Source organism: Streptococcus sanguinis, assembly GCF_050222175.1.
GTDB classification, from domain to species: domain Bacteria; phylum Bacillota; class Bacilli; order Lactobacillales; family Streptococcaceae; genus Streptococcus; species Streptococcus sanguinis_M.
The window spans coordinates 2,280,388-2,305,593 of sequence record NZ_CP071420.1; the positions used below are offsets into that span (position 1 = coordinate 2,280,388).

Annotated in this window: 26 protein-coding genes; 10 read left to right on the forward strand and 16 right to left on the reverse strand. The window is 40.4% G+C overall.

Annotated features, from left to right (window positions below; all coding sequences use genetic code 11):
- Positions 1-110 precede the first annotated feature (110 nt).
- Positions 111-1,391, reverse strand: coding sequence for a histidine--tRNA ligase (hisS, locus tag J1C91_RS11305; RefSeq protein ID WP_002908262.1), 1,281 nt, complete (start codon positions 1,389-1,391; stop codon positions 111-113).
- 180 nt (positions 1,392-1,571) lie between these two features.
- Between hisS and J1C91_RS11310 the strand changes: the two genes are divergently transcribed.
- A complete protein-coding gene (locus J1C91_RS11310; protein ID WP_125439332.1) occupies positions 1,572-1,913 on the forward strand; it encodes a metal-sulfur cluster assembly factor in 342 nt (113 codons plus the stop codon).
- A gap of 82 nt (positions 1,914-1,995) precedes the next feature.
- On the opposite strand, the gene ilvD is transcribed toward J1C91_RS11310, so the two are convergent.
- Together ilvD and J1C91_RS11320 are read right to left on the reverse strand one after the other, a co-directional pair.
- Entirely contained in the window at positions 1,996-3,699 is a 1,704-nt protein-coding gene (gene ilvD / locus J1C91_RS11315; protein WP_125439334.1) for a dihydroxy-acid dehydratase, read from the reverse strand.
- A 188-nt stretch (positions 3,700-3,887) separates the two neighbouring features.
- Positions 3,888-4,754, reverse strand: coding sequence for a hypothetical protein (locus J1C91_RS11320; protein WP_125378280.1), 867 nt, complete (start codon positions 4,752-4,754; stop codon positions 3,888-3,890).
- Between the two features lie 185 nt (positions 4,755-4,939).
- Here J1C91_RS11320 and rpmF point away from each other — a divergent pair, with 185 nt between their 5' ends.
- The gene (gene rpmF / locus J1C91_RS11325) at positions 4,940-5,122 is read left to right on the forward strand and encodes a 50S ribosomal protein L32 (protein ID WP_002894148.1); all 183 of its coding nucleotides are present in this window, start codon (positions 4,940-4,942) and stop codon (positions 5,120-5,122) included.
- Between the two features lie 15 nt (positions 5,123-5,137).
- Positions 5,138-5,287, forward strand: coding sequence for a 50S ribosomal protein L33 (gene rpmG / locus J1C91_RS11330; protein WP_001265622.1), 150 nt, complete (start codon positions 5,138-5,140; stop codon positions 5,285-5,287).
- 281 nt (positions 5,288-5,568) lie between these two features.
- Here the strand turns inward: rpmG and J1C91_RS11335 are convergent, their stop codons facing one another.
- Positions 5,569-6,030 (reverse strand): hypothetical protein, encoded by a 462-nt coding sequence (locus J1C91_RS11335; RefSeq protein ID WP_125439338.1) that lies wholly within the window; start codon positions 6,028-6,030, stop codon positions 5,569-5,571.
- A gap of 4 nt (positions 6,031-6,034) precedes the next feature.
- Positions 6,035-8,881, reverse strand: coding sequence for an SEC10/PgrA surface exclusion domain-containing protein (locus tag J1C91_RS11340; protein ID WP_125439340.1), 2,847 nt, complete (start codon positions 8,879-8,881; stop codon positions 6,035-6,037).
- Between the two features lie 159 nt (positions 8,882-9,040).
- Here J1C91_RS11340 and J1C91_RS11345 point away from each other — a divergent pair, with 159 nt between their 5' ends.
- Positions 9,041-9,376, forward strand: coding sequence for a helix-turn-helix domain-containing protein (locus J1C91_RS11345; protein ID WP_000164875.1), 336 nt, complete (start codon positions 9,041-9,043; stop codon positions 9,374-9,376).
- A gap of 34 nt (positions 9,377-9,410) precedes the next feature.
- Here J1C91_RS11345 and J1C91_RS11350 read toward each other — a convergent pair whose 3' ends face one another.
- Complete coding sequence (locus J1C91_RS11350) at positions 9,411-10,175, reverse strand: hypothetical protein (protein WP_125439342.1); 765 nt, start codon at positions 10,173-10,175, stop codon at positions 9,411-9,413.
- Between the two features lie 401 nt (positions 10,176-10,576).
- On the opposite strand from J1C91_RS11350, the gene J1C91_RS11355 reads away from it, so the two are divergent.
- The 6 genes from J1C91_RS11355 to J1C91_RS11380 all read left to right on the forward strand — a co-directional run bounded on the left by J1C91_RS11355 (position 10,577) and on the right by J1C91_RS11380 (position 15,421).
- Complete coding sequence (locus tag J1C91_RS11355; RefSeq protein WP_021002216.1) at positions 10,577-10,873, forward strand: hypothetical protein; 297 nt, start codon at positions 10,577-10,579, stop codon at positions 10,871-10,873.
- 47 nt (positions 10,874-10,920) lie between these two features.
- Positions 10,921-11,388 carry an RNA-binding protein gene (locus J1C91_RS11360; protein WP_260469037.1) on the forward strand — a complete coding sequence of 156 codons (468 nt, stop codon included), beginning with the start codon at positions 10,921-10,923 and terminating at the stop codon, positions 11,386-11,388.
- A gap of 13 nt (positions 11,389-11,401) precedes the next feature.
- Positions 11,402-12,148: a type IV secretory system conjugative DNA transfer family protein gene (locus J1C91_RS11365; RefSeq protein WP_125439346.1), complete on the forward strand. Its 747-nt coding sequence runs from the start codon at positions 11,402-11,404 to the stop codon at positions 12,146-12,148.
- Positions 12,149-12,466: 318 nt separating this feature from the next.
- Positions 12,467-13,717, forward strand: a complete 1,251-nt coding sequence (locus J1C91_RS11370) for a replication initiation factor domain-containing protein (RefSeq protein ID WP_125439348.1) — start codon at positions 12,467-12,469, stop codon at positions 13,715-13,717.
- Between the two features lie 78 nt (positions 13,718-13,795).
- Positions 13,796-14,059 (forward strand): MerR family transcriptional regulator, encoded by a 264-nt coding sequence (locus J1C91_RS11375; protein WP_000097742.1) that lies wholly within the window; start codon positions 13,796-13,798, stop codon positions 14,057-14,059.
- 96 nt (positions 14,060-14,155) lie between these two features.
- Entirely contained in the window at positions 14,156-15,421 is a 1,266-nt protein-coding gene (locus J1C91_RS11380; RefSeq protein WP_125439350.1) for a tyrosine-type recombinase/integrase, read from the forward strand.
- A 228-nt stretch (positions 15,422-15,649) separates the two neighbouring features.
- Here J1C91_RS11380 and J1C91_RS11385 read toward each other — a convergent pair whose 3' ends face one another.
- The 10 genes from J1C91_RS11385 to J1C91_RS11430 all read right to left on the reverse strand — a co-directional run bounded on the left by J1C91_RS11385 (position 15,650) and on the right by J1C91_RS11430 (position 25,151).
- Positions 15,650-15,874 (reverse strand): helix-turn-helix transcriptional regulator, encoded by a 225-nt coding sequence (locus J1C91_RS11385; RefSeq protein ID WP_002894155.1) that lies wholly within the window; start codon positions 15,872-15,874, stop codon positions 15,650-15,652.
- A 2-nt stretch (positions 15,875-15,876) separates the two neighbouring features.
- Positions 15,877-16,473, reverse strand: a complete 597-nt coding sequence (locus J1C91_RS11390) for a DUF3796 domain-containing protein (RefSeq protein ID WP_125439352.1) — start codon at positions 16,471-16,473, stop codon at positions 15,877-15,879.
- A 196-nt stretch (positions 16,474-16,669) separates the two neighbouring features.
- Positions 16,670-17,704, reverse strand: a complete 1,035-nt coding sequence (locus J1C91_RS11395) for a SepM family pheromone-processing serine protease (RefSeq protein ID WP_002899613.1) — start codon at positions 17,702-17,704, stop codon at positions 16,670-16,672.
- A gap of 51 nt (positions 17,705-17,755) precedes the next feature.
- Positions 17,756-18,646 (reverse strand): hypothetical protein, encoded by an 891-nt coding sequence (locus tag J1C91_RS11400; RefSeq protein WP_002894163.1) that lies wholly within the window; start codon positions 18,644-18,646, stop codon positions 17,756-17,758.
- 48 nt (positions 18,647-18,694) lie between these two features.
- Positions 18,695-19,609: a hypothetical protein gene (locus J1C91_RS11405; RefSeq protein WP_125439354.1), complete on the reverse strand. Its 915-nt coding sequence runs from the start codon at positions 19,607-19,609 to the stop codon at positions 18,695-18,697.
- A 167-nt stretch (positions 19,610-19,776) separates the two neighbouring features.
- Positions 19,777-20,376 carry a glucosaminidase domain-containing protein gene (locus tag J1C91_RS11410; RefSeq protein ID WP_125439356.1) on the reverse strand — a complete coding sequence of 200 codons (600 nt, stop codon included), beginning with the start codon at positions 20,374-20,376 and terminating at the stop codon, positions 19,777-19,779.
- 34 nt (positions 20,377-20,410) lie between these two features.
- Positions 20,411-21,223: a prepilin peptidase gene (locus J1C91_RS11415; RefSeq protein ID WP_185761351.1), complete on the reverse strand. Its 813-nt coding sequence runs from the start codon at positions 21,221-21,223 to the stop codon at positions 20,411-20,413.
- Entirely contained in the window at positions 21,220-22,284 is a 1,065-nt protein-coding gene (locus J1C91_RS11420; protein WP_125439360.1) for a VanW family protein, read from the reverse strand. The genes J1C91_RS11415 and J1C91_RS11420 overlap by 4 nt, the downstream gene beginning before the upstream one ends.
- 7 nt (positions 22,285-22,291) lie before the next feature.
- Positions 22,292-23,380: a hypothetical protein gene (locus J1C91_RS11425; protein ID WP_125439362.1), complete on the reverse strand. Its 1,089-nt coding sequence runs from the start codon at positions 23,378-23,380 to the stop codon at positions 22,292-22,294.
- A gap of 55 nt (positions 23,381-23,435) precedes the next feature.
- Positions 23,436-25,151: an SSA_2305 family type IV pilus system protein gene (locus tag J1C91_RS11430; RefSeq protein ID WP_427151637.1), complete on the reverse strand. Its 1,716-nt coding sequence runs from the start codon at positions 25,149-25,151 to the stop codon at positions 23,436-23,438.
- Between the last annotated feature and the right edge of the window lie 55 nt (positions 25,152-25,206).

Below are 25,206 nucleotides of genomic sequence, written 5' to 3' on the forward strand. Positions count from 1 at the left end.
ATGTTTCAAGCTTTTAATGATATTTTTTTCAAAAATATGTTGACACATTGTCAACCTGTTTCGTCGAATCTTTTGATACTATAACGTTTATGCCTGTTAGACTCAAGCCTTTAAAACCCCAATTTCTCAAAAATAAGCTGATAGTTTTCTTGGATTTGGTCTAGGCTAACAGTAATCTCTTCACGATTATGGTTGTTCTTAACAGTCACCTGACCGCTTTCCACTTCGCTTTCACCCAAGGTGATAAGAGTTTTGGCCTTAAAGATATCTGCGGATTTGAACTGAGCCTTGAGCTTGCGGTCAAGATAATCCCTCTCTGCTGCAAAGCCCTGTGCGCGGAGAGCCTGCACTAACTCCAAAGCTCTTCCATTGGCACTAGCTCCTAGAACAGCTACATACACATCCAGAGCGGTTTCAATCGGCAACTCTACTCCTTGCTTGTCAAGTACGAGAAGCAAACGTTCTAAGCCCATACCAAAGCCAACACCTGGTGTTTCAGGTCCGCCAAAGTAAGCCACCAGCCCATCATAACGGCCGCCAGCACAAATAGTCAGCTGACTGCCAGCCACCTCTGTCGTAAACTCGAAAATTGTGTGATTATAGTAGTCTAGCCCACGAACCATGTTGGTATTGATAACATAAGGAATCTGTAAGGTCTCTAGCATAGAACGAACAGCCGCAAAGTAGGCACAGCTTTCCTCATCCAGATAATCCAGAATAGACGGAGCACCTTCAACAGCGACCTTATCCTCGGGCTCTTTAGAATCCAGCACGCGCAGCGGATTCTCCTCCAAGCGCCGTTGGCTATCGGCTGAGAGGCTAGCCTTCAGTGGAGTCAGATAATCAATCAAGGCCTGGCGGTAAGCAGCTCTGCTCTCAGGATTCCCCAGCGAGTTAAGCTCCAAGCTGACATTGGTAATACCAATATCCTTGAAAAATTGAGCCGCCATGGCAATCATTTCTACATCTGTAGCAGGATTGCTAGATCCAAAGCACTCTGCACCAATCTGGTGAAACTCCCGCAGACGGCCAGCCTGAGGCCGCTCATAGCGGAACATAGAGCCCATATAATAGACTTTGACAGGCTTTTGCACTTCAGGAGCAAAAAGTTTATTCTCTACATAAGAACGCACCACAGGCGCTGTCCCCTCTGGACGCAGCGTGATATGACGGTCGCCCTTATCATAGAAGTCATACATTTCCTTAGTCACAATGTCTGTCGTATCCCCGACAGAGCGGCTAATGACTTCATAGTGCTCAAAAATTGGCGTACGAATTTCACCGTAATTATATTTTCTAAATGTCTTGCGGGCAAAGTCTTCTACATACTGCCACTTGGCTGATTCCTGAGGAAGAATGTCCTGAGTTCCTTTAGGTTTTTGTAATTTCATCTTCTGACCTCCGCCTTCTTTAGTACTTATATTCTATCATAAGTCCGCCATTTTGAGGAGCCCGAAAGGGATTTTTCATTTGGAAGAACTAAATCCGTTTTCATGTTCCAAAATAGCTTGAAAAAAAGTCTGAATTGTGAGAAAATAAAAACAATTCAACTCAGATAGAAGGGAATAGCCATGAGAGACGATATCAAAATCAATGATCGAGCAGCTGCAATTCAGGATAAATTGGTGGATAAGCTCGAGCGTATTTACGATCCGGATGTAGAGCTGGATGTCTATAACTTAGGGCTGATTTATGAAATCAACTTAGACGAAAACGGCCACTGCAAGGTTGTCATGACCTTTACCGATACAGCCTGTGACTGTGCTGAGAGCCTGCCCATCGCCATTATGGACTCTCTTAAGAAAATCGACGAGATTGAAAGTGCCTCTGTCGAGGTTACTTGGTCTCCTGCTTGGAAAATCACCCGTATCAGCCGCTTCGGTCGCATTGCTCTGGGAATCAGTCCTAGATAAGAAGACGACTAGTTCATCTACATTTAAAATAAAAATATCAAACCCGCTAGAAAAACTAGCGGGTTCTTTTATCATATATAAGCTATTTTTTACCAGTTTCTTCTGGTTTCCAGAAGTCTGTAACAGCACCTTTAGCGGCAGAGGATACCATGTGAGCATATTTACCAAGTACCCCGCGACTATAAAGCGGTGGGATGGTCGTTTCTGCCTTGCGTTTCGCCAGCTCTTCGTCAGAGACTGCCATGGAAATTTCCTTGGTATCTTGGTCAACCGTGACCATATCACCTGTACGGAGATAGGCAATCGGACCACCATCCTGAGCTTCCGGAGCAATGTGTCCGACAACCAGGCCGTAAGTACCGCCTGAGAAGCGACCATCTGTTAGAAGAGCCACCTTGTCTCCTTGACCTTTCCCTACGATGATAGAAGAAAGTGACAACATTTCTGGCATACCAGGGCCACCCTTTGGTCCAACGTAGCGAACTACAACCACATCGCCATCGACCACTTCATCGGCCAGTACCGCATCAATAGCGGCTTCTTCTGAGTCAAAGACCTTGGCTGGTCCGACGTGACGGCGTACTTTAACACCAGAAACCTTGGCAACAGCGCCGTCTGGAGCCAGATTACCATGCAGGATGATAAGCGGACCGTCTGCACGTTTTGGATTTTCAAGCGGCATAATGACCTTTTGACCTGGTGTCAGATCAGCAAATTCTGCTAGATTCTCTGCCACCGTCTTACCTGTACAAGTAATGCGATCTCCATGCAGGAAGCCGTTCGCCAAAAGGTATTTCATCACAGCCGGCACTCCCCCAACCTCGTAAAGGTCTTGGAAGACATACTGACCGGACGGTTTCAAGTCAGCCAAATGTGGTACTTTCTCTTGAATGACATTAAAGTCATCAAGCGTCAGCTCAACATTGGCCGCATGCGCCATAGCCAGCAAGTGCAGGGTAGCATTAGTAGAACCACCCAGAGCCATGGTCACTGTGATTGCATCTTCAAAGGCTTCACGTGTCAAGATATCAGACGGCTTCAGCCCCATCTTCAGCATTTTTACAACAGCACGGCCAGCTGCTTCGATATCCTCTTGCTTGTCTTTAGACTCAGCAGGGTGAGAAGAAGAACCTGGCAGGCTCATGCCCAGAACTTCAATAGCAGTCGCCATAGTATTGGCCGTATACATACCGCCACAGCCACCAGGACCAGGGCAGGCATTACACTCAATGCGTCGTACTTCCTCAGCCGTCAAGTCACCATGGTTCCATTTCCCGATTCCTTCAAAGACAGAAACCAAGTCAATGTCCTTGCCGTCTAGCTTCCCTGGCGCAATCGTTCCGCCGTAGGCAAAGATAGCAGGAATATCCATGTTAGCAATGGCAATCATGGAGCCTGGCATATTTTTATCACAGCCCCCGATAGCTACAAAGGCATCCACATTGTGCCCGCCCATGGCAGCTTCGATGGAGTCTGCGATGATGTCGCGTGAGGTCAGAGAGAAGCGCATGCCCGGCGTTCCCATGGCAATCCCGTCCGCAACCGTAATAGTCCCATACTGAACAGGCCAAGCACCCTCTGCTTTGATACCTTCCTTGGCCAGCTTGCCCAAGTCATGCAAATGGATGTTACAAGGTGTATTTTCCGCCCAAGTAGAAATCACCCCAACAATAGGAGTTTCAAAATCTTTATCAGTCATCCCCGTCGCGCGAAGCATGGCACGGTTAGGAGATTTAACCATACTGTCATAAATCTTACTTCTGTGACGAATATCCTTATCTGTCATTGCTTTCCCTTTCATTGCAGTAATCTTTGTGCTTTATTATACCACACTTAGGCTGTATTTTACAGAGGAAAATTTTTAAATTTTCAGAATTTTTCAGAAAATGAATTTTCCTCAAAAATCCTAAGCAATTAAAGCCTATTAGCTTAATTCCTTAAATAAACAAGTTCTCCTTAAAATATAGTAAAAATCTAAAAAGTGCGAACTAATTTACCTCCACGAATATCCAACACAATCACCTCAGAAATACCGCCTCTAGCGCTACCAGAACGCTCTCTCAAATCATAGCCTACTAGGTAATAACCATCCCAAAATTGACTGTAGTCTAACTTTTTAAGCTTTTGAAAAAAGACTCCGGGGTACTTATCTCTAGCTTTCTCATCATCATACAAATCATCAACTAATAGCTCATAGTTCACTCGAAGCTGCAGAGTATGTTTTTGCAGATAAGACTCAACATCAACATTATAATAACCATTGAGAGGCAAGCCTTTCTGCCTGTTCTTTTGGAAATCCTGAACTAGCTCTGCTTGCCCAGCATCTAGCATTTCTGAGGTTATTTGTCCGTCATCCTGATGAAGCACTTCCATTGTTTCACCTGAAATTTCTTTTAAAGTCAGATCCTCATCTTCTAGCTTTTTGAAGACCGACTTCATTTTCTTAAACTGATTCTGAACATAAGGCTGCTGCCACATGGCTTCCAACTGAATGCTATCATCTAAGCCTGTCTCAGTTTCCTCAGGTACGGGACTTAATCTTGAAGCTTCGTATTGCTTAGTTGTCGGATCATAATCCACGCTATCTGAGAAGGTCAAAAGTCTTCCATCAATCTTTTCTTTATAGTTAAAGTCCATGGTCTCCCCATAACCTGCCGGTCTATCGTAGTTTTTGACTGTCACTTTCCCCTTGTATCCCATTCTTTGGAAATCCATAGTCAAATGCTTTTCCACATCTTTCATAGTTTGATAATCACGAAAACTTTTCACTCCCCAAAAGATTAAAACAATACACATGATTCCCAGCCAGAATAGACCAAGTAATTTTAATGCTGCTTTCATAGTCCGCCTCCTTTGTTCCTATTATAGCATACGGAAAAACCGGTTTCTTTTAAAAACCTAAGCAGAAAAGATTTAAAAAAATCTGTCAAGTAACTTTACTTTACAAAAAAGTTTTGTTATACTGTTAAAGTTGATGAAAATCATCAAATTGAATCGAATTCATAAACTAAAAGGAGAAACAAACAATGGCAGTACCTGCACGTCGCACTTCCAAAGCGAAGAAAAACAAACGCCGCACTCACTACAAAGTGACAGCTCCAACTGTAACTTTTGACGAAACTACTGGTGATTACTCACGCTCTCACCGTGTATCCCTTAAAGGATACTACAAGGGCCGTAAGATTGCCAAAGCTGCTGCAGCAGAATAATAGAAGGGAGCTACCATGCGCGTAAATATCACACTTGAACACAAAGAATCTGGTGAACGCTTGTACCTTACTTCTAAGAACAAACGTAACACACCAGACCGTCTTCAATTGAAGAAATACTCACCAAAACTTCGCAAGCACGTTGTGTTTACAGAAGTTAAATAAGGTTTCATTACATTTCAGTACATACTGAAAACCCTGATTCCATGCGATTTTTGAAATTTTGAATTTCAGTACAAATCATTTGAAATCAGTTCCATGGCAACCTTTTTGGCAACCTTTTTTGAAATAAAAAAGAAAGTCAACAATTGAAGAATGAGAAGTCCTAGAAGATTCCTAGGGCTTTTTTTCATTCCTAAAAATGAGTGAAATAGCATAGTCTTTTCAATCATTTGTGGAATATAAAAATCTTCCTACACCATGTAAGAAGATTTTTGAATCTTATTCTATTTTTCAGTTACATAAATACGACACGAAGCGCCAGATATACTTTGTAAAAGTGGATATTTCCTTTCGTTCGTACTTTTATAGGAATTTTGTTCTTCTTCCGATATTTCTCTTACCCCTTTTAAAGCAAACCAAGTATAACCTTGTTCTATCTCTTCGAAAACATTCCACTGGGATGGAAGTGTATAAATATATCCATCTTTGACTTTCTCAGGAAAAACTCCATGCGCATCTACTTCTGCAAATAAAGATTTTGAACCGTCTTTCAAAGTAAGGATGATATTATCGATTTTTTCAACTTTTTTCCCAACTTTTGTATTATTTTGTGTTGGCACAGTGAATAATACTTTATCACCATGACACTTTGCATGGAATAAGTGAGCATCAAAGACGCTAATTGCAGACATTTTTTCGTCATATTGACTACCTAGACGATATACTATTGTTGTTACTTCTGCCATTTTCCTATCTCCTTCTATGTTTTCCTTTATATCCCAATCCTAGACCTACTAGCAGGCTAAGTCCTAGTAAACCGAACATAGATTCTCTTGAGCCTGTGTTTGGTAGTTGCTTGCTTCTTTCAACCCTTGAATAAGTTACAGGAACTACTTTAGAGTTAGTAGGCACTTCTTTAACCGCTGCATCAACAACATCTACAACATTACCTTTAGCATCAAGAACTTCTTTAGGTTGACCACCGTTTTTACGGATTTCATTAGCCTTATTTTTCAAATCTTGCAAACGTTTAGCATCAGCTTCAGCCTTGTCTTGTTCATCTTTAAGTTTAACTAATTCATTGTACTTAGCAACCTTTTCTTTAGCTGTTGCCTGCAACTTAGAAAGTGCTTCTTTAGCAGTTTCCAGCTCAGCACGGACTACCCCTGCCTTAGCTTGCGCATCAGCAAGTTTAGTATTCAACTCCTTAAGAACAAGGGGAGCGTTTACAAGTGCTTTTTCAAGAGCATCTGCTTTAGACTTAGCTTCATCAGAAGATGTTTTAGCTTTATCACGTTCAGCAATAGTATTTGCCAAAGCAAGTTTCGCTACTTCATTAGCTTTAGTAAGGACTTCAAGCTCTTCGTTAGCCTTAACTACTTCAGCTTGAGCCTTTTTGTTAGCAGATTTAGCTTTGATAAGCTCAGCCTGAGCTCTTGCCAATGCATTAGTTTTATCTACCGCACTAGCTTTAGCTACTGCAAGAGTTTCTTTAGCAGATTGAAGAGATACCTTATCAGCATCCAACTGTGCTTGAGCGTCTACAATAGCCTTTTCAAGAGCTGGAATATCTACTGTACCATTAGTAAGGTCAGATAGACTCTTCTTAGACGCTTCGAGAGCCTGATTAGCAGTGTCATAAGCAGACTGTGCAGAATCAAGTTCTGCTTTAGCAGTCTCATCAGCCTTAACAGCCTCATCATACGCCTTTTGTGCATTTGCTACTGCTTGTGGGTCAACTACAGTCTTTGTTTCAAAGATAGGTGTAGTTGTTGTTTTTCCGCCAGTAGTAGTCTGATAAGGGTTTTCAATAGCCTTACCATCAGTATTAAGCATCAGAGCGTAAGTACCTGGCGCTGTATACCCCAAGCCGTTGAATACAGTGTAGAAGTCAAACTCCAGACCTACTGAGTTATACTTGTTATTAAGACCAAGAATACTTAAAGCAGAGTTAAAAAGAGTCTCATGACGACCTGCAGTGTTTACAACAGAACCTGTACCTGTAGGAGTGTAAAGCATCTTACCTACAAAGCCCAAGATATTAGCCTTAAGGTCAGCCATAGTCTGGAACGCACCATTGTTGTTAGCGTACTGAATTTGGTTTGCAAGTGGAGTTGACAACAACTTACCTCTACCCTGAGCTTTTTCAAGATATTCCACTTTTGTCCCAGAGTTAGTTACACCCTTAATAGACTCAGGTCCCCAGAATCCATTAGCACGAAGCTGTTGTTCGTTCATATCCTTGTATTCAGGGAATGAATCGTTGAACAACTTACGGATTGCATCTTTAGTAACTGCTACACTTTCTGTAGTTACTTTCAGAGGTTCTGTACCCACTTTTGAGCGCAAATCGTTAACCAATGCAGTATAGAACAGAGCCAAATCAGTCAACTGCTCATCGGTAAGGTCATGGACAGACACCTTAGTAGTCTTGTCAGTATTTGAGAATTGTGGGTCGTAGTTCTCTTTCCAACTACGGAACGATGTCAAGTCTGGCGCTGCAATATCAGCCAATGAGCTTCCTGGATAATCTTCCAGACCATCAGCAATAGCTTTACGAACTGCGGAGTGCAATCCTTTACCCTCTGCTAAGGCTTTGATAGCCTTCAAGTAAGCGTCAGAGGTTACTACCCCATTACTTTGGAAAAAGTCAGAAGTAGCTACACCCTCCTTAAGAGTTGCCTTACCACCAGTTGTTACAGTTTTAGTACCAACCTGAACCTGTTTAGTTGTACCTTCCTTAGCTACATCAAGAACTTTTTTAGCGTCTTCTACTTTCTTAGTAGAATTAGCTTCAGTGGATTTAGCAACATCTAATGCCTGTCTAGCAGACTCTGCTACCTGAGTTGCACCGCCTACAACTTTATTAGCATCTTCAATAGCCTTAGCTTTATTAGCTTCAGCAGACTTAGCAGTATCCAAAGATTGCTTAGCCGTATCTAAGGATTTCTGGTCGTCAGCTACCTTTTTAGTAAGAGAATCCACATCTGATTGCAGTTTAGCGGTATCAGTTGATGAATTTGAAAGGTTATCTACCTTCTTCTGAGCATCAGCCACAGCACTTGCAGTTTTATTAGCATCAGCTTCAGCCTGATTAACAACAGTTGTTTGGTCTGCTACCTTTTTAGCAGTATCAGCCTGACTCTGTTCAGCAGACTTAACGGAGTCCTCAGCCTTAGCAAGCTCATCTAATTTAGTTTGAGCTGCCTGTTTAGCTTCATCAACCTTAGCAGGTGTAACTGTTTCTACTTCTTTAATTTGATTTGTAGTGTCATTAACAACTTTATCAGCCATATCTACTGAAGATTGAGCTTGAGTCACTACCCCTTGTTGAACCTCTACAGCCTGATTAGCAGTATCCGCTTGAGACTTAGCTTCTGCTACTTGCTGCTCTGTTACTTTAGCAACAGGGGCATTAGTCTTAGCATTAGGATTTTCTACAGTTTTAACAATACTCTCCTTAGCATCTGTACCTACCTCGTCAGCACTTACCGTTGTAGATACCCCATATACAGACGACAAAGCCAATACAGATACCACAGCACCCGTGCGTAACTTCTTAATGGTACCATGACCATGAGTTTTAGAATTTGACATAATGTTCTCCTTTGTTAAATAAATAAGTCTCAAGAGACTGTTTTATAAATATTATATCACATTTGCAGTCTTTAGAATTATATTATTTTTAAAAATTCAGTCTTTAATGGGTGGTATTCTAATTAAAAGAAACTTGTATGATAGTTAAGAGGTGCTATCATGACTAAAAATATGAATTTAAGAGAGTTTGTTGCTAAACAAATCAGACATTTAAGACTGAAGAATGGAATGACTCAAGAATATCTAGCAGAAAAAGCTGATTTAGGTTTCAATTACATTTACCGTTTAGAAAATAAACAGTTAAACGTTAAAATAGAAACCATTGAAAAAATCATGCAAGCACTTGAAGTTGACGTGAATACCTTTTTCAATATTGAAAATCAGAATAAAGGCAAGGAATTTGTGCAACTCATTGAAGATATTGAAAATCTCCCAAAAGAAAAAAGAGAGCCTACTATTAAAGCCCTCAGAATATTGTTGAAACAGATAAAATAAGCCAAGTCGAAAAACGACTTGGTTTTTTACATGCTTATTTTATATCTATATAATTATCAAATCCATTTCGTGATTGAACCGATTTAATAAACTTTTCCATATTCTCCCAATCCTCATATTCATCAACTATCTTAAACAAATCCAATCGTTCAGCTACTTGACAAAATACCTCTAGATTTTCTTCTGATTCAAAAATCTTTTCGATTAAAGGGAGGTAGTCCATTGCTTTTTCTATTACATTAAATTTAGTAAATATTTGATATTGATCATCTCTTTTAGAAATATAGTCATAAAAAAAGCTATTCCAGATGACCCAAGCATAATCCAAAGTTTTTGTCCTTTTACTTGTATTTTTTAGGATTTTTAAACTAGACTGACTGGATTTTTCCAGTGATTGGATAAATGTCGCATTGACTATTTTTTTTAAATCTAACTTATCTAACTTATCAGAAAGTATCCTATTTACCTCTTTGACAGTATTGTCATCTCCGTTCTCAATTTCTTTCGAGATTATTTCGGCAAATTTTTCTAATTTTGTTTGCCTATCACCATTTGATTCAGAATCAAACGAGGGGAAAATTTCTAAATAGTTATTATGAGACACGACCTTTCCAGACAACAAATTTTCAGCCGTTTTTTCATGTACGTGCAAGTGCTCTACTAGATAAGCGACTTTGGCTTCATAATCTCCGCTAATACCTTGTTCTTTCTTAAAATCTTGAAAATCTTGCATTTTGTGCATCAAATTGAGAGTCACTGTAACTAACATACGTTCTTCTATTTTAATTTTGTTTTTCATAGAAACATCTCCTAAAGTTAAAGTATCTTATTTTATCACATAAAATATAGAGATTTCAAGAAGGGAGAAAGCTTTTAGGGTAAAACGTTTTCAAAAAATAATGATGCTTGATTAAACTCTATCATGCTAAATTATAGTTTTTTTTAATCTCTAAATAATAGTCTTTATAATCCAGTATTTACAAGGGGTTATGAGTTCATCAAAAATTCCACAGTTTCCTAATTTTTAAACAAAAAAGATTATATCAAAAATATAGCATTTCTTAGGTAAACATATTTTTTTAGTTTTTATACAATAATAATGTGAGATAGCTATCACACACTAATACATACCTTCAATAAATTTGAAAAGCCGTGAATTTTTTGATGTATTTAATAAAACGGTTAGAAAAGAGGTAGCCTGTGGAAGCTACACAAACAACAATACAAGGTCGTCTTATCGGCGCATCGGAAGTAAAAGATTTTACTTCTGGTCTCAGCACTGGTCAAACCCAATTAACTATCGGTGTACGAACTCCAGACGGTCGGTTCAATCAAACAAATATCAAGGCTGATATGGTTAATGTATCTGACTTTGCAACTTTGTTTGATGAAAAAGTCGAAATTGTTCTAGAGAATGTTTCTATCACTGCATATACCAATGGGAATCGTGCTGCACTCTCAGTAAAAGCTAAGTCTGCTTTTATTGAACTTGTTTAATGGATAGTGGGGAGTATTTCCCCTTATCCATAGAAAGGAATTGTTATATGTCATTTATATCATGGCTAATTATCTTATTTACTGGATTTCTTTATTTAGCTCTTAGGATTAGTGAAACTATCGAAAAGCAGAGACAGGCTCAGATGCTTCAGTTAAACCTCCCAGCAATCACAGCAGATATTGAGCAGGTAATTGAAGACAGCGCCACTGTTTCAGGTCAAAAACTTCTTTTAGATAGGCGCTACATTCGATTTTTGCAAAGTAGCAATGACAATCGTTCTTACCTTGTTAGTTTTCCTATTATGCTATCTAAGAAGCCTGTTGATGAAGAAGAAGAAAGCTATATCCAACAAGTCTTTTTAACACAGTTTAGCAAAAACCTAGCTGAATCTACAACCTATGAAAGCTGGTCCGACAAAGGACACAGACTGCAATTTGACACTCAATTTGGAAAAATTTTACGGTATAACAAACAATATTACCTTAATCTCCAAATGTCTTTTTCCTACATTTAGAAAGGCACTATACATGAAATGTTTTCTTGATGCAAGCCTATATGACTACGGGGCTCCATTCTTTTGGGATATACCCGTGGAGCGTGTGCCCCATGCTCTATTGGTAGGTTCCAGTGGTTCTGGAAAAACTTATGCGACAAAAATTTTCTTAGCTCGTTTTGCTCATAGTTACCCAAAATCCCCATTCCTTATTGCGGACTATAAGGCTGATTCTGACTTTGCCTTTTTAAATGACTGCAAAACTTTTAAGCGTTTTGATTCTGTATCAGACATATTAAAAATTGGCTTGAACATTTTAGAAAATCGTCAAAAAGGAATTGATAAATCACGAGAATTTGTTGTTATCTGTTTTGATGAGTTTAATGCGTGGCAAAATAGCCTTGACAAAAAGGAGCGTGAGCAGGCAATTAAAGACTATACTCGCTTAATTCAGCTAGGACGCTCCTTTAGAATCTATGTGATTATTTCGCAGCAAGATGCTCATAAAAGTTCACTTGGTCTATCAAGGGATTCGATAGGTACAGTGATTGCACTAGGCAAACTCTCGAAGGAAACTGTCTCAATGCTCTTCTCAGATGAAAAAGAAAACATTGTGAGAAACAACCCTCGAGGTGTAGGATACATGAAGATAGATGGGCAAGATAGTCGTCACATCATTGTACCAAGTTATAACATGCTTCCTTTAGAAAACCTGATTCGAGAAGCTGTTAATCGTTCAGACCGCTATTTCTATTCTGATGAGACAGTTGCCGAGGGGTAGCCTTGCGGCGGAAACGCTGGCTTACTGTCTCGCCAGCTTTAGCTGGCTGTTATACGGGGGACATGTAAAGACCCCCGTTCCATTTGACCTTGTTTTTTAAAGCTTTGCAAATTCCACTTTAGGGAAACTATACTCTATTGCCTTAAAGAGTTGTTATATCAACGTTATTCTACAACATTTTATTTAGGGTGACTACCTCCTAAAACTGTAGAATAATAAAAGCATAGGAATTTTGCTACATTACAATAAATAGTTAACCAAAACAATATTTACCGCCCAGTTAACTTTAACTCTTTAGGCGGATAGAAAGAAGATAAAATGATTTGTAGAAATGAAATTGAAAAATATCTTCAAAAAGATAACGACCGTAACCCAGTCATTATGACCAGTGTCGATGAAGCTACATTTGTCATCAAACCGACAGAAGATACTGTGGGAGAATACCCAGATAATTGGTATCAATTTGCTTTATCGCTGTCTGAAACAGTAGCAGAAAAGCTATCCCTCCCAGTTCTCTTTGGAAATTATGTTCCACTGGAAACCCCGCCAGCAGGCTATACAAATGGCTTTACCTTTCAACATTTGCCCTATTATTTTGCCATTGCATGGCATGAGATGAATTTCACGATGGGCATTATCCTGAAATTTTCTGCATCGGCTTTGTCTCACTATAAAGCCTCCTATCAAGACTATTATAGTGAAGCAGTTGACATCCACAATATAGCACAATTGCTATATACTGACTATTATGATTTGCGCCTTTCTCGTATTGACCTTGCTGTTGATTACTTTAATTATCCAATGTCGGTCAATGACCTGTATCAAGGGCTGAAAAACAAGCGATATATCATTACTAATCATAAGGGACGTAAAAATATTTCTAACATCAGCGCTCAAGAAGTAAATGGTCAAGCGCAAACGATGTATATCGGTAGCAAGAAAAAGAATGTAAATGCTCTGCTGCGTATCTATAACAAGTATCAGGAACAATTAGACAATCAAGGTCGCTATATGCACTTAACTAAGTATTGCAATTCTTGGGTACGTATGGAAGCTTCTTACAAAGGAACTTATAGCAATCAAATACTAACCTTACTTCTTGATATTGATAACCCTCAAGATTTGAGTAAACTCATTGTCAACAAAATGATTGATAAATATTGTTTCCATGATGCAGAGACTGGTCAACCGTTGCAATTCACTAGTGATTTACTTAAAGGGGCTGGCATCTTCCCAGAGCTTGAATCTTTGAACTCTCGTAACAATGACCTTTTATCAACCATTTCATATTTAATGAAGGGTAGTGGACTCTTTCCTCTTCTAACGAAAATTGAAAAAGTCTGGGGCACTCAAGCCCGCAATCACTTCATCATCAGGCTCATTCAAGAGTATGAGACCAACTACACCCCCAACCCAGACGTAGGGTTATGGTTAAATAAATTTAGTAGGGAACTTGAGAAATTTAATTTTGAAGATTTTCTTGAAGATGCCTTTCAAATTTTTTACCAAAAAAACAACATCACTCCTAAAGATTCCGCCAAGAAGCCTAAAAGTGATGTTGCGGATTAGCGAGAGATAAGCAGTAGCTTACCCCTACTGCTATTATCTCATATTTCAATTATATTTACCAAAGAAAGTGAGAATAGTATGTCTAGCAATAATTTTGATTTAAAGCAAATTGAACTCATGCTTCTTACTGTTATTGACCTACTAAAACATTTAAATAGTGAAAAGAATAGAACTGGTATTATTTATACTCAAAAAGAGTTATTAGATCTACTGAGTATATCTCCAAATACATTGAAGTCATGGGAAAATAGAGGTCTTAAACGTTTAGAACCACCTATTGAGGGTACTAGAACCGTTTACTATCATATTGATACTGTTTTAGAGTTTTTAAGCCACAACTAGAAGTGAAATGTGCTAAAATAGGAGTATCAAAAAAGAAAGTGAGATACTATCTATTTTAGCTTTTTTCAATTCTTCGATTGATTGAAGAGAGCAGCAATGAATATAGAAAAAATTATCCATAAAGGAAAAACCGTCCTCAAGAAAGTAAAGGACAATGGCGAGATTAGTTATTCAGCAAAGAGCATCTATCTAGGCTTAGATATAAAGACTGGAAAACCTGTAAAAACAACCGTAACAGCTAAAACCCTACGCTCCTTAGACCGTAAAATTATTCAAGCTAAAATTGATTTTGAAGAAAGTGGTTCAACAAGGAAAGAAACTTTTAGCATTGCTACCTTGTCAGATTTAGCTGAACTGTGGTTCTCCAACTACGAGACTTGGGTCAGCTCAGATAACACTCTAAACCGAGTGAGGAACTATCTAGATACCTATATCCTCCCCCAATTTGGGCAATATCAGCCTGATAAAGTTACTTCGTCTGATATTCAAAACTGGGTTAATGAGCTTGCAACAAAATCAAAAGAATCTGTAGATTCTGGAATAAAAAGAGCTGAAAAAGGCTGTGCTAAAGATTTTGGAGCTATTGCCCATAAATTAAGTGATATTTTTGATTTTGGAATAACACACTTTGAATTAAAGCATAATCCTGCTCAATCTATCAAAATTCCCCCAAAACCTAAAAGCAATCAAAAACGCATTATGGTTCTTCATGATGAAGATTTAACTATCTGGCTAAATTTCGTTGATACTTTACCTAATACTAGGGCTAATCGGCGATTTAAAGTTATCTGCGACAGTCTACTTGCTTCAGGAATGAGAATCAATGAGCTATTAGCTTTGACTATCTATGACCTTGATTTTGAAAGTTCTGAAATATTAGTCACTAAAACTCTTGTTTGGAAAAATGCGAAACCTAAGTTAGGATTAAAAGGAAAGGTTGTTTGTAAAAATACTCCTAAATCTGATTCAGGTAATAGAAAAATAGCTGTTCCGTACCAAATTATTGAGCAACTTCAAAACTTCCATGATGAAATGAATCTTTATTTCAAGAAGAACGGTCTTTCAAAAAGTAAGTTGATTTTCCCAACTATCTACGGAAACTATATGTGCGATAGGAATGAACGTTCGACACTCAAAAGACGATTACAGGAAGTTAATCTACCTGACTATGGTTTTCACTTGTTCCGTCATACACATGCTTCTATGATGTTAAATGCTGGTATGAATTGGAAAGAGTTACAGGTTCGTATGGGACATAAGTCTATCAAGACTACTATGGACATATATGCCGAGCTTGCCCCTAAAAATCAAACACAAGCGGTAGATATTTATCTAAATAAAATTGCGGAGCTAACCTCATGAAATTCATGGCAACCTTTTTGGCAACCTTTAACAGTTTTATCCAAATCAATAGCTTATAAACCTTGATTTAATAAGGTTTATCACAACTAAAATAGATTTTAAGTATTCCTTACAGAGGTTAAATAATTGAGATAAAGAAAATCCTTTGAAATCAAAGTTTCAAAGGATTTTTCTTTTTGCTTCAATCCCTAGCTGAACAACAAACTTAATACTAGGTCTCAAAAAGAATTATGCCTCCTCTTTCTGTCTGAGTTCAAAGAGGTCTTCTACTTTTAGATTAAAAACTTGAGCAATTTTGAGAGCCATTTCCAGCGATGGATTGTAGCGGTTATTTTCCAAGTGCAGAATTGTCTCGCGCCTCATGCCGATGCGGTCGGCTAGCTCCTGCTGGGTCATGCCCATGGATTCGCGAACGGATTTTAGATTGGTGATAATCTTGCTTTCTTTGGCCATGGTTATCCTCTCCGTTCTAAGATAAGATAGACAACTGCAAAGATGCAAATCAAGGCAGCTATGCTAATAAAGATCTGGCCCATGTAAAGAGTGAAAGAACCCATGTATCCGATGATAACTGCTAGGATCATCAGTGCGCCTAGTATAAAGACAAACATCAAGCTAGCTGCCTTAGCTAGATTAGCATAGAAGCGTTCGTCTGGAGTTTCCTTGACATTTTTCAAAGAGAAAAAACCAAATACAATCACTTCAATAACGAGGCCAACTCCCAAAATCCATTCTTTAACGCTGGATCCTTCACTTGGGGTCGCAACCCAAATCCCTACTGTATAAAAAATGGTTGCTGCAAACAAAAGCATCGTGTACAGCTTAGCAGACAAGTCAAAAATAGTCTTTTCCTTACCTTTCTGACTCTTAGGTGGCCATGGTTTCATGTGCAGCCAGCCCCAAATAGCTACAATCTGACCTAATACTGAAATCCCAACAATAATCAACTTGGGCCCCCAACTAAGATTAGAACCAAATAAAACAGTAAAATCAATAAAGAGAGCTGCGGCAATCATCGCAATGAGGCCACCCGTTTTTTGACTTTTTTTCATGATAGACTCCTTTCGTTTTGTTAGAAATATTTAACACTCCTTATGTTATAAATATATCACACTTCAATTTGGAAAGCAAGTATTTATGTGCTGAGGTGGCAATTATTTGAAAAAATTCTATAATAAAAGCCCTTGCCAGATAAATAACCAGCAGGGGCTTGTGTTTCTTTTGATTATTCAAGAGTAGCAAAGTCCCTTATTCCATCTCTCTGAGATAGTTCAAAGCTTCGTTGAAGGTTTTGACAGGGACGATTTTCATTTTACTCTTGATTTTGATAGAAGCACGAAGTGCCTCATGGTAATTAGAGCGCAGCTTGGGATTGTACTGGGCAATATCGGCATCAATGGTATCATCAGGAACAAAGAAAATCTCAGCGCCTGCCTTATCTGCAGCCATGACCTTCATCTCTATCCCGCCAATCCGGCCAACATTTCCCTTGTGGTCAATCGTTCCAGTACCAGCAATAGTTTTTCCTTTAGTAATATCTTCAGACACGAGCTGGTTGTAAAGCTCCAAACTGAACATGAGTCCACCAGAAGGACCTGCTACACCGTTGCTCTTAAACTCCGTCAGAGGATTCATGGCAACACTGGCTTTAGAACCCAATTCGATTCCCAAACCAGGCTTACCAGTTGTCTCATCCACAATCACAGGACCGCTAGCCAAACCGATTACACCATTACGGCTGTACTCAATTGATACCACATCGCCGACTGTCCGCTGTTCCATCTGATCAACGATGTCGTATGGGCTAGTGTAAGTCTGATTGTCAATCTTTAAAATCACATCGCCTTTCTGCAACTCCTTTGACAGAGGTGTCTCGCTGCTGATGCCACCTACGTAAATCTCTTTATGCCTAATCTCAACTGTACGACCAGCAGCCTGATAAGCCACCTGCAAGGCATTGAGATGGGAAGATCCCATAGTGCTGTTCTCTCGCTCTTCCCGTCCCTTCTCCTTATCGAAATAGTTTTCAGGAACAGAGACATACTCTGTTTCCAGCCTGTAATTAGGCAGCAGAGTCAAAAAGAGACTGAACACTCGGGCCTTGGAAACACCAACAGCCATGACATAGATTTTACCTTTTCCTTTATCAGTTCCTCCTTGAACTTGGACAAAGTCTTTGGCATTCAAAGCCGGCCTCACGGTCTCTAATTCATAAGGGAGAGGAATAAAGCCAATCCCAGTTAGCACCAAAGCTGTTATTAAGATTCTTGTTACTGATTTCATATCCTTCCTCTTGTTTCTATCAAGTATTGTCTGGTCTTGCTACTTCCTAAATTAATCACCAAAATCCACCACTTCTGCATCATTTTCCATCAGAGTATCAGCAAAAACTGTCCGAACAACCAGAACAAATACACAGTAAAAGCTACTGAAAACTAGGACAGGAATCATCTGAATCAAGCCAAGTAAATCATCCAGTTCCCCCAGCAAGGGACCAATATACTGCCTTATCAGATCCATCAGGAGATGAGTACCCAAGCCAATCAACCCACCAAAAGAAGCTAGAAAAAAGCTGAGCAGAACATAACGACCCCTGCGCTCCTTCATCAGCAGGACTGACTTTCTCAAACAGCCATAAAAAGAAAGCGGCTTGGCTAGATTGTCCCTGGAGCTAGTGTCCTGAATGATATAAGACAGCAAAAAGAAGTGTGAATCAACCAGATAAGTGAAGAGCAGGTAAAAAACCATGAACAAGAAAGGAAAGAGAAACTGGAAAATCACAATGGCCTCTGGACTTACTGCCCTCCGATAAAAGGCAAAGAGACTAGCCACCCCAAGATTGATGCCAATTGCCGACCAACCCATGTACAGAATCAGGACTTGGACTGCACTGACAATGAAGGAATAAAAGAGGCGAGTAAGCAAGCCATCCGAGATACTGTACCAAACCGCATAGCCAAAATAGAGCTTAACCATCTGCGGATTTCGAATCACTGTCAAGGCAAATTTATTGACATAAGCAAAACCGAAGGCAATTATAAATGCCAAACAGGTCAAGACTAAAATAGACCGGTAAGACCAACTCGAAACCAGCGGAAAAAGAAACCAGCCCAGCACTGCAAGCGGGATTCCGACCAGCAAAAGGCCTTTCAGCCAAACAAAATAATACTCTGTAACAAAAATCCAAGCTTCTCTGAAAACCCTTGTTACTTTTACATCATTCATCGTTCATTATCCTAAATCCTAAAACCCTTTCTAATTTTTTCATAAATATTAATCTCCAAAATTAACTATTTCCCGATCATAAGACATCAGGATGTCGGCCATAACCGAACGGGCTGCCAAGGCATAAATCAGTAAAAAGCCATTAATCATACTAACAATCATTCCCACAACATTAGATACGCCATCGCCAAAAAGTATACTCAAAACTTCTATTAGACCCAAGACTACAGGAATAAGCTTTAAGACAAGCTCTACCAGTAAGTAACGCCCCCTCTGACCATTCATACGAGAAAAAGACTTGCCCAAGCTACCAAAGGCAGACAGAGGACGCAAGAGGTTATCAGAGGAGTTGGTATCCTGAATAATATAGGGCAACAAGAAGAAGTGAAAGACGATAAAATAACTGTAAAACAAATGGAATACCAAGTTAAACATTGGTGCTATTAAAAAAACCAGGAAGAGCATGCTAGCCATTTTCTCTTGATTATTTGCGACCCAAATAAGCCAAGTTCCCAGAATCTCTTGAAAATTTGCATCTGACATCAAGACATTATAGGAGTATACTAAAAGAAGTAACATAGCCAAGAAAAAGATGAAGACATAAATAGACATAGAAAGCAAACGCCCAAAAAAGCCATCAGAAATACTGTAGCCAACAGCCCTCCAGAAGTTTCGCCGCACCATCTGCGGATTACGAACCATGGTCAAGGAAAACTTATGGATATAAGCAATCACAAAAGAACATAGAAATCCCAGCATAATTATACTTGGAAGAAATGTAGAAGTCAATGGAGAAAAAAATAGAATTAACAGCCCTAGAATAAAAAATGGCAGTTGAATGATAGCAAGCCCTGCTGTCCATACAAAAAAGTAATCAACAGTCAGTCCCCAGGCTTCCTTTAACACATCGCTTACGTCAAACTTTCTTTTCATAAATCCCCTAATTAAGTCATTTTTCGCCATAAAAGACGATGTAGATGTAGCAGAAGCAATTTTTTTATTTTTTAGTCCCGTGAAGATGATTAAGAATTTTTAGAGCCCCAGAGAGCAGCAAAAACTCCGTCAATCACCTCACCAAAAGAAATTCTTTCTATAATAAAGCAAGCTGAGACATGATTGTCCCAGCCTCCTTAACCTTTTTTCAAAAAATTTCGAATACGAATCATAATCTTGCTTGACCAAGTTTTGTCAGATGCGTACCTTACATTGATAGCAGCCATGCTCTTACCATTGTAGAACTGACCGCCAGGCTTGAGATAGTGCTCGCTGAGATAGCGGGCAACGGTATCTATACCATCGTCAAATGTTGCGAAATTTCCTGCACTGGAAAAAGGACTGGAGTCATAAGCCATGAAACCAAACAAGTTGTGCTTGGCCTGAGCAATTTGACTGCGGCCGTAATCCGATTCGTGAATAGCCAGCCCTACGAGAAAAATTGCATTAACTCCATGATCTTTCTCTGCTTTTTTGAAAGCTTTTCCCAATCCAGCCATCGGTGTGCCAGCCAGACGACTATCAATGAAATCGGCTGACACTGTGCTTGGCACTGTTACATCTTCTGAAAAGACGACTGCTCCTGTTTTCTTGGCCTGAAACTGATCTGACACCTGCACTAAAGACGGATCCAGACTGGCCTTTTCATTTGCCGCTAGGTGGCTGACAGGCAGTACACTGCCTGAAAGAACAGTAGCTGTCGCTAATACTATGATAACTTTTTTCTTCCTAAACATTTTTTCTATCCATTTCTATGTCGCTTTTGGTTTCCTAGATTCCTCCCCAGAAATATAGGATGACCGCCATGATACTCATAGCAGGACCAAAAGGGACTTCTTCTTTCAACTTAAATTTGAATTTCTTAAAGATGGTTGCGATTAAGAGAATCGCTCCAGCCACAAAGAAAGAACCATATCCCAAAATCAGCGTATTCAAGGGGCTAAACCAACTGCTCAGGGCTGCTAGGTAGAGAATATCTCCCATCCCGAAAGCTTCTTTCTTGTAATAAGCCTTGGCCCCAAAATAAATGAGAGAGTAGAGACCAGCGCCGACTAGCAGCGAAAAAAGCAGTTCCCAATTGAACTCATTGGTAAAAAACGCAACAGCCATGCGGCCCAGCCAGAAGACCAGCAGAACCGAGTCCGAGATGTACTGAGTATCAAAATCAATATAACCGATAATGAGACAAAGCGACACCAAAAGACAGGCTGAAACAACCATCCATGGCCCCTGATCTTGAAAGATCAGATAAGAGGCCAGCCAGAGCATACCCGTCAGGAGCTCCACAATGAGATAGCGCGGTGAAATCGGCTCCTTGCAGTGCTTACATTTAAAGCCCTGCATGATAATCGACACAACCGGAATCAGCTCCACCGAAGTCAAGACATGACCGCAGGACGGGCACATAGACCGACCTTTGGCAATGCTCTTTTCCAGCGGAACACGGTAGATGACGACATTGAAAAAGCTCCCAAATACGACACCTAATATAAATACTAAACTTGCAATCATAATTTTTCCCTTTTTATACTCTTTGAAAATCTCAGATGACGGTGTCAAACTTAGACTTCCCTTGAGTATCACTTAGATGCCAGAATGATGGATACTTGCCCCTCCTCCAAACTTAATGAAAATACCATATCTGTTTCTGTATTGTTTTGAATGGTCAATTCGGTCAAACCTTCAGTCGGCGTTCCGATGTTGAAATACTGTCCTCGATAGGAAATAACATTGGTCCGTGAAAAGGCGAGCTGCTGAATGGCATCTATAATCTGCTCAGCACCCTGACCGTAAACTTCTTTATTATCCTTGTCCTTGACTGGCAGGTAGCCAGACTCCGCATTCAAAGCGCCAAGCAACTCTGAGATAGACTTGGTCTCGCCAGGAGCCAAGTAAACATTCTGCAACTTGTAAAAAGCTGTCTTCATGTTTTGAGCTTGGGCAGCGTTGGTCGGCAGTGGTACTTCCTTACGCTCTATAAAGTGCGTATATTGGCTCAGAAGTTCACTCTGATCTTCTGCTTCAACAGGCGTGCTCTCAACCTTGACATCATCAAATTTACCAGTCTTGGCAATCTCCTCAGATGCCTGGATAAAAGCAGCAGGGTCAATCTTATAGCCATTAGACTTGTCTCCCACCTTTACATTAGACTCACCGTCCATGACCAGATGATTGGTCGTTGGAAGCTGACTGAGAACATCAGGGTGGGCAGCTAAGACATCGTTTAAAGGTCTAAGCCAAAAAAGACGGTTAGGATAGATGGAAATCTGTAGATTTTCCTTGGTATCGAAAAACGGTGTAAACTTATCCCAGACTGTCTTGGCTGAAATATTATCCAGCCGCTTGAGCTCTTCTTCTGTGAAATAGCTCAGTCCTAAAAAGCGCATATCTACAGAGAAGTGTTGCCCCGTAGACAACTGAAATGTCGCCTTATAGGGCAGTTCTCTGTAAACTTCAATCTCAGCTTCGCTCCGAGAGCGAACCTTCATAGAGGGACGGCCATTGATACTCAGGTCAATCGTTGGATTAAAGACAAAAATGACATAAAATAAACTACCCAGCAGAAAGGCAGCAAGTATCGCTGCTGGAAGTAGTTTTTGATATTTTGATGAAACCTTTCTTTTTCTTCTTGACATGAATCTCATCCCAACCTTATACTACGCATTCAGCTAAGCGGATAAGGAATTTACGGTCGATACGGCGAAGAAAATCAATGATGTCATCAGAAACAGTATCTCCGGCATTCAGGATAACTCCTCCATCTGCATTAATAAGGTCTTTTTGCAGTGTTTTGCCTACCAGAAGACGTTTTTGCTGATCGATAAAGTCGTTAACAGCTTTCTTTGCTGCAGAGTCTTCCTCAGCAACTGGCGCTGTGCTGACTGTTGATTCTACTTCCTCAGCAGGAGCTGCCAATACTTCTTCCAAAGCAGCATCCAGACTCAGCGCTGCATCTGTTTCTTCAACTTCTTCTTGAGCTGGAGCTGTTGTTTCTTGTACCAAGTCTTGAACTTCTGGCTCTTCTGCTGTCTCTACGACTGCTTCAGAAAACTCCAAGTCAGAAGCAGCAGCTCCCAGACCTACAGCAGCCAAGGCCTCTGTCAAATCTGTCGCAGCTTCTTCTGTTACATCTGCTTTTTCATCTACAACTGGCTCGAATACAGGAGCTTCCGCGACTACTTCCTCAATTTTTTCAGCAGGTTTTGCAGCTTCAGTCTCATGGAGCAAATCTGCTGCAGCCAGACGGCCCATCTCTACATCTGCTTCAAGATGAGGAGCTGTCTTTTTTTCATCATTGAGGATGATATACTCTTTACCAATCATCAAGATGCGTGATTTAGGAATCTGAATTTCCTCGCTGGCATCTTCAGAATTGACCACCAAGTAGCCAATTTCATTCTTTTCGTCAATATGATAGTCAACAACAGTTCCCACCTTGTTTCCATCAATGGTAATGACGATTTCATCAAAGATACTACCCTGTTTGTCGTTCAAGACCTTCAGGTCAGCTTCTTGTAACTCTTGAAAGACTGAGCTGTTTTCTACCATGACCGCGAAGTCACCGATACCTTGGATGTTCTTGCTAGAAAGCAAGGCAAAAGGCTGTTCAGACTGCTTTGACTTAATGACAAAAGTCAGATTGACCCCCTCGTCAACAAAGACTTCATGGACTTCACCCAGTCCCATCCCTTTTTCAATCTCAATGACAACGGTCCCTGTGATTGTTTTACAACTTTTCATAATTTCCCCTAAAACCCTTCTAATTGATTGCTATCAATTGTATGTTTATATAGTATTAATTTTTCCCGATTTTGTCCAGCATGTTGAACGCTTCTTGACGAAGATTCTGATCTGAGCTTCCTTGCACAATTTCCTGCAGGTAGCTAGTCGCTTCTAGAACTGCATTAGAAGCCAACAATTCCTGACTTTCCAGTAGAAGGAATTGGAAATAGACCTCTTTATCTCCCGCAGTTGCTGCAGCTGGACTTGCTTCTGCTGCTTCCTCAGCCTTGAGGATGTCAGTGATTTTCTGAAGCAAATCTTCTTCTGTCTCATCTGCAGCCGGAACGACCGGAGCAGCTTTGACTTGCGCTTCCTCAGCTTTGAGGATGTCAGCAATTCCCTTGAGCAAGTCTTCTTCTGTCTCATCTGCAACTGCTTCTTGAACAGGCCTAACCTGTGTCCAAACAGCGTCTTCAGAAACTGATTGAACAACAGTTGGTTCAACTGCTTCTTCAAACTCAAACGATTCCGCTGCAGGTGAGAAGTTGCTTTCTTCCTCCCAAGTTTCTGCCACTTCAGCAGTCAAATCTTCCTCTTCAGCCCCAAGCAAATCATGCTGAATCTGGCTGAGAATATCTTGATAACCCTGAATATCAGCGCGATCACGGCTAACCATAGACTCCTCAGAAGCAGAAAACTCTGGCTCTGCACTAGCTTGGCTGAAGACTGAGTCCCTCTGAGCCTCTGGCTCAGCTTTCTCCTCAGCAAAGAAGAGAGATTCTAAGCTGTTTGCTGCTCTCGACTCTTCTGCTCTAACTGGCTTGATATCTCCCGTAGCAGCAAAAACATCTTCCAGGCTGTTGCCTCCTACTTCTTCTGCCACTGGCTGCTGAGCTTGTTCTTGCTCAGTGAAGAATTCTTCCTCATCTTCAGAAACAACCCCTGTCACCTCAACTGCTTGCGGTCTGAAGTTGCCATAGCTAGACTCCGTATAGGACATCGGTCTAATCTTAGACAGAACAGCTGTCTCAAAGGCTGGATCATCTATATCTGTATAGCCTTGATTGCCGGCTGCATTTGCTTCCGTAGGCTGAATCAGAGAGTTGGCCACCTTAATCTTAGTAGAGCCCTTGCGATGATGAAGCAGAGACTGCAAAAATTCATCATTGGCCTTTTGTGAGCTGTGGTCCATACCCACCATACCGACCTCAGCTGCCGCTAGCTGACTGTTTGGCTCATATTCTCCAAAGGCAGGAGCTGTAGCCAAGTTATCAACAGGGTAGAGAGGTTTTACTTTCTCAAATCTTGTCATATCCTTTTTGATAGAACGGTCTGCTAGGGTGCGACCAGAAGCAGATACCCTCTGCCTTGTCGGACTTTCCTCAGCCTGAACCCTTTCTTTACTTTCCTTTCTCATCCTACCGGTTGAAGCATTGGATAAGTTCAAATCCCTAGCAGATGACAAGCCTGCGCTCGTCACTTCTGCTTTCTTGCGTGTTCTCTTGGTATGCTTCTGGCTTCTGCTTCGCGCTGAAGCAGTTGCTCTCTTCTTGACTGGAGCTAGCTCCTGTGAAAAGAGCAGCACCATATAGACTGCCAAGGCCAAAGCACAGAGTCCAACAAAGGCTATGCCGGGAACTTGTTGAAAGAGGAATGGAGCACCAATCGCAAATAGCATGACCCATACTACGAGAAAAAGGCGCTTTATTAATGAAATCCTAGAAACAAATAAAATGCTAATCGTATGCAGCGCTATAAGCCCTGCTCCAAAAGGTAAAAAATATGCCATTTGAATATTTTCGACACCCCCCACTTTCTAAATGATATTAAACTTTTTCAATGCA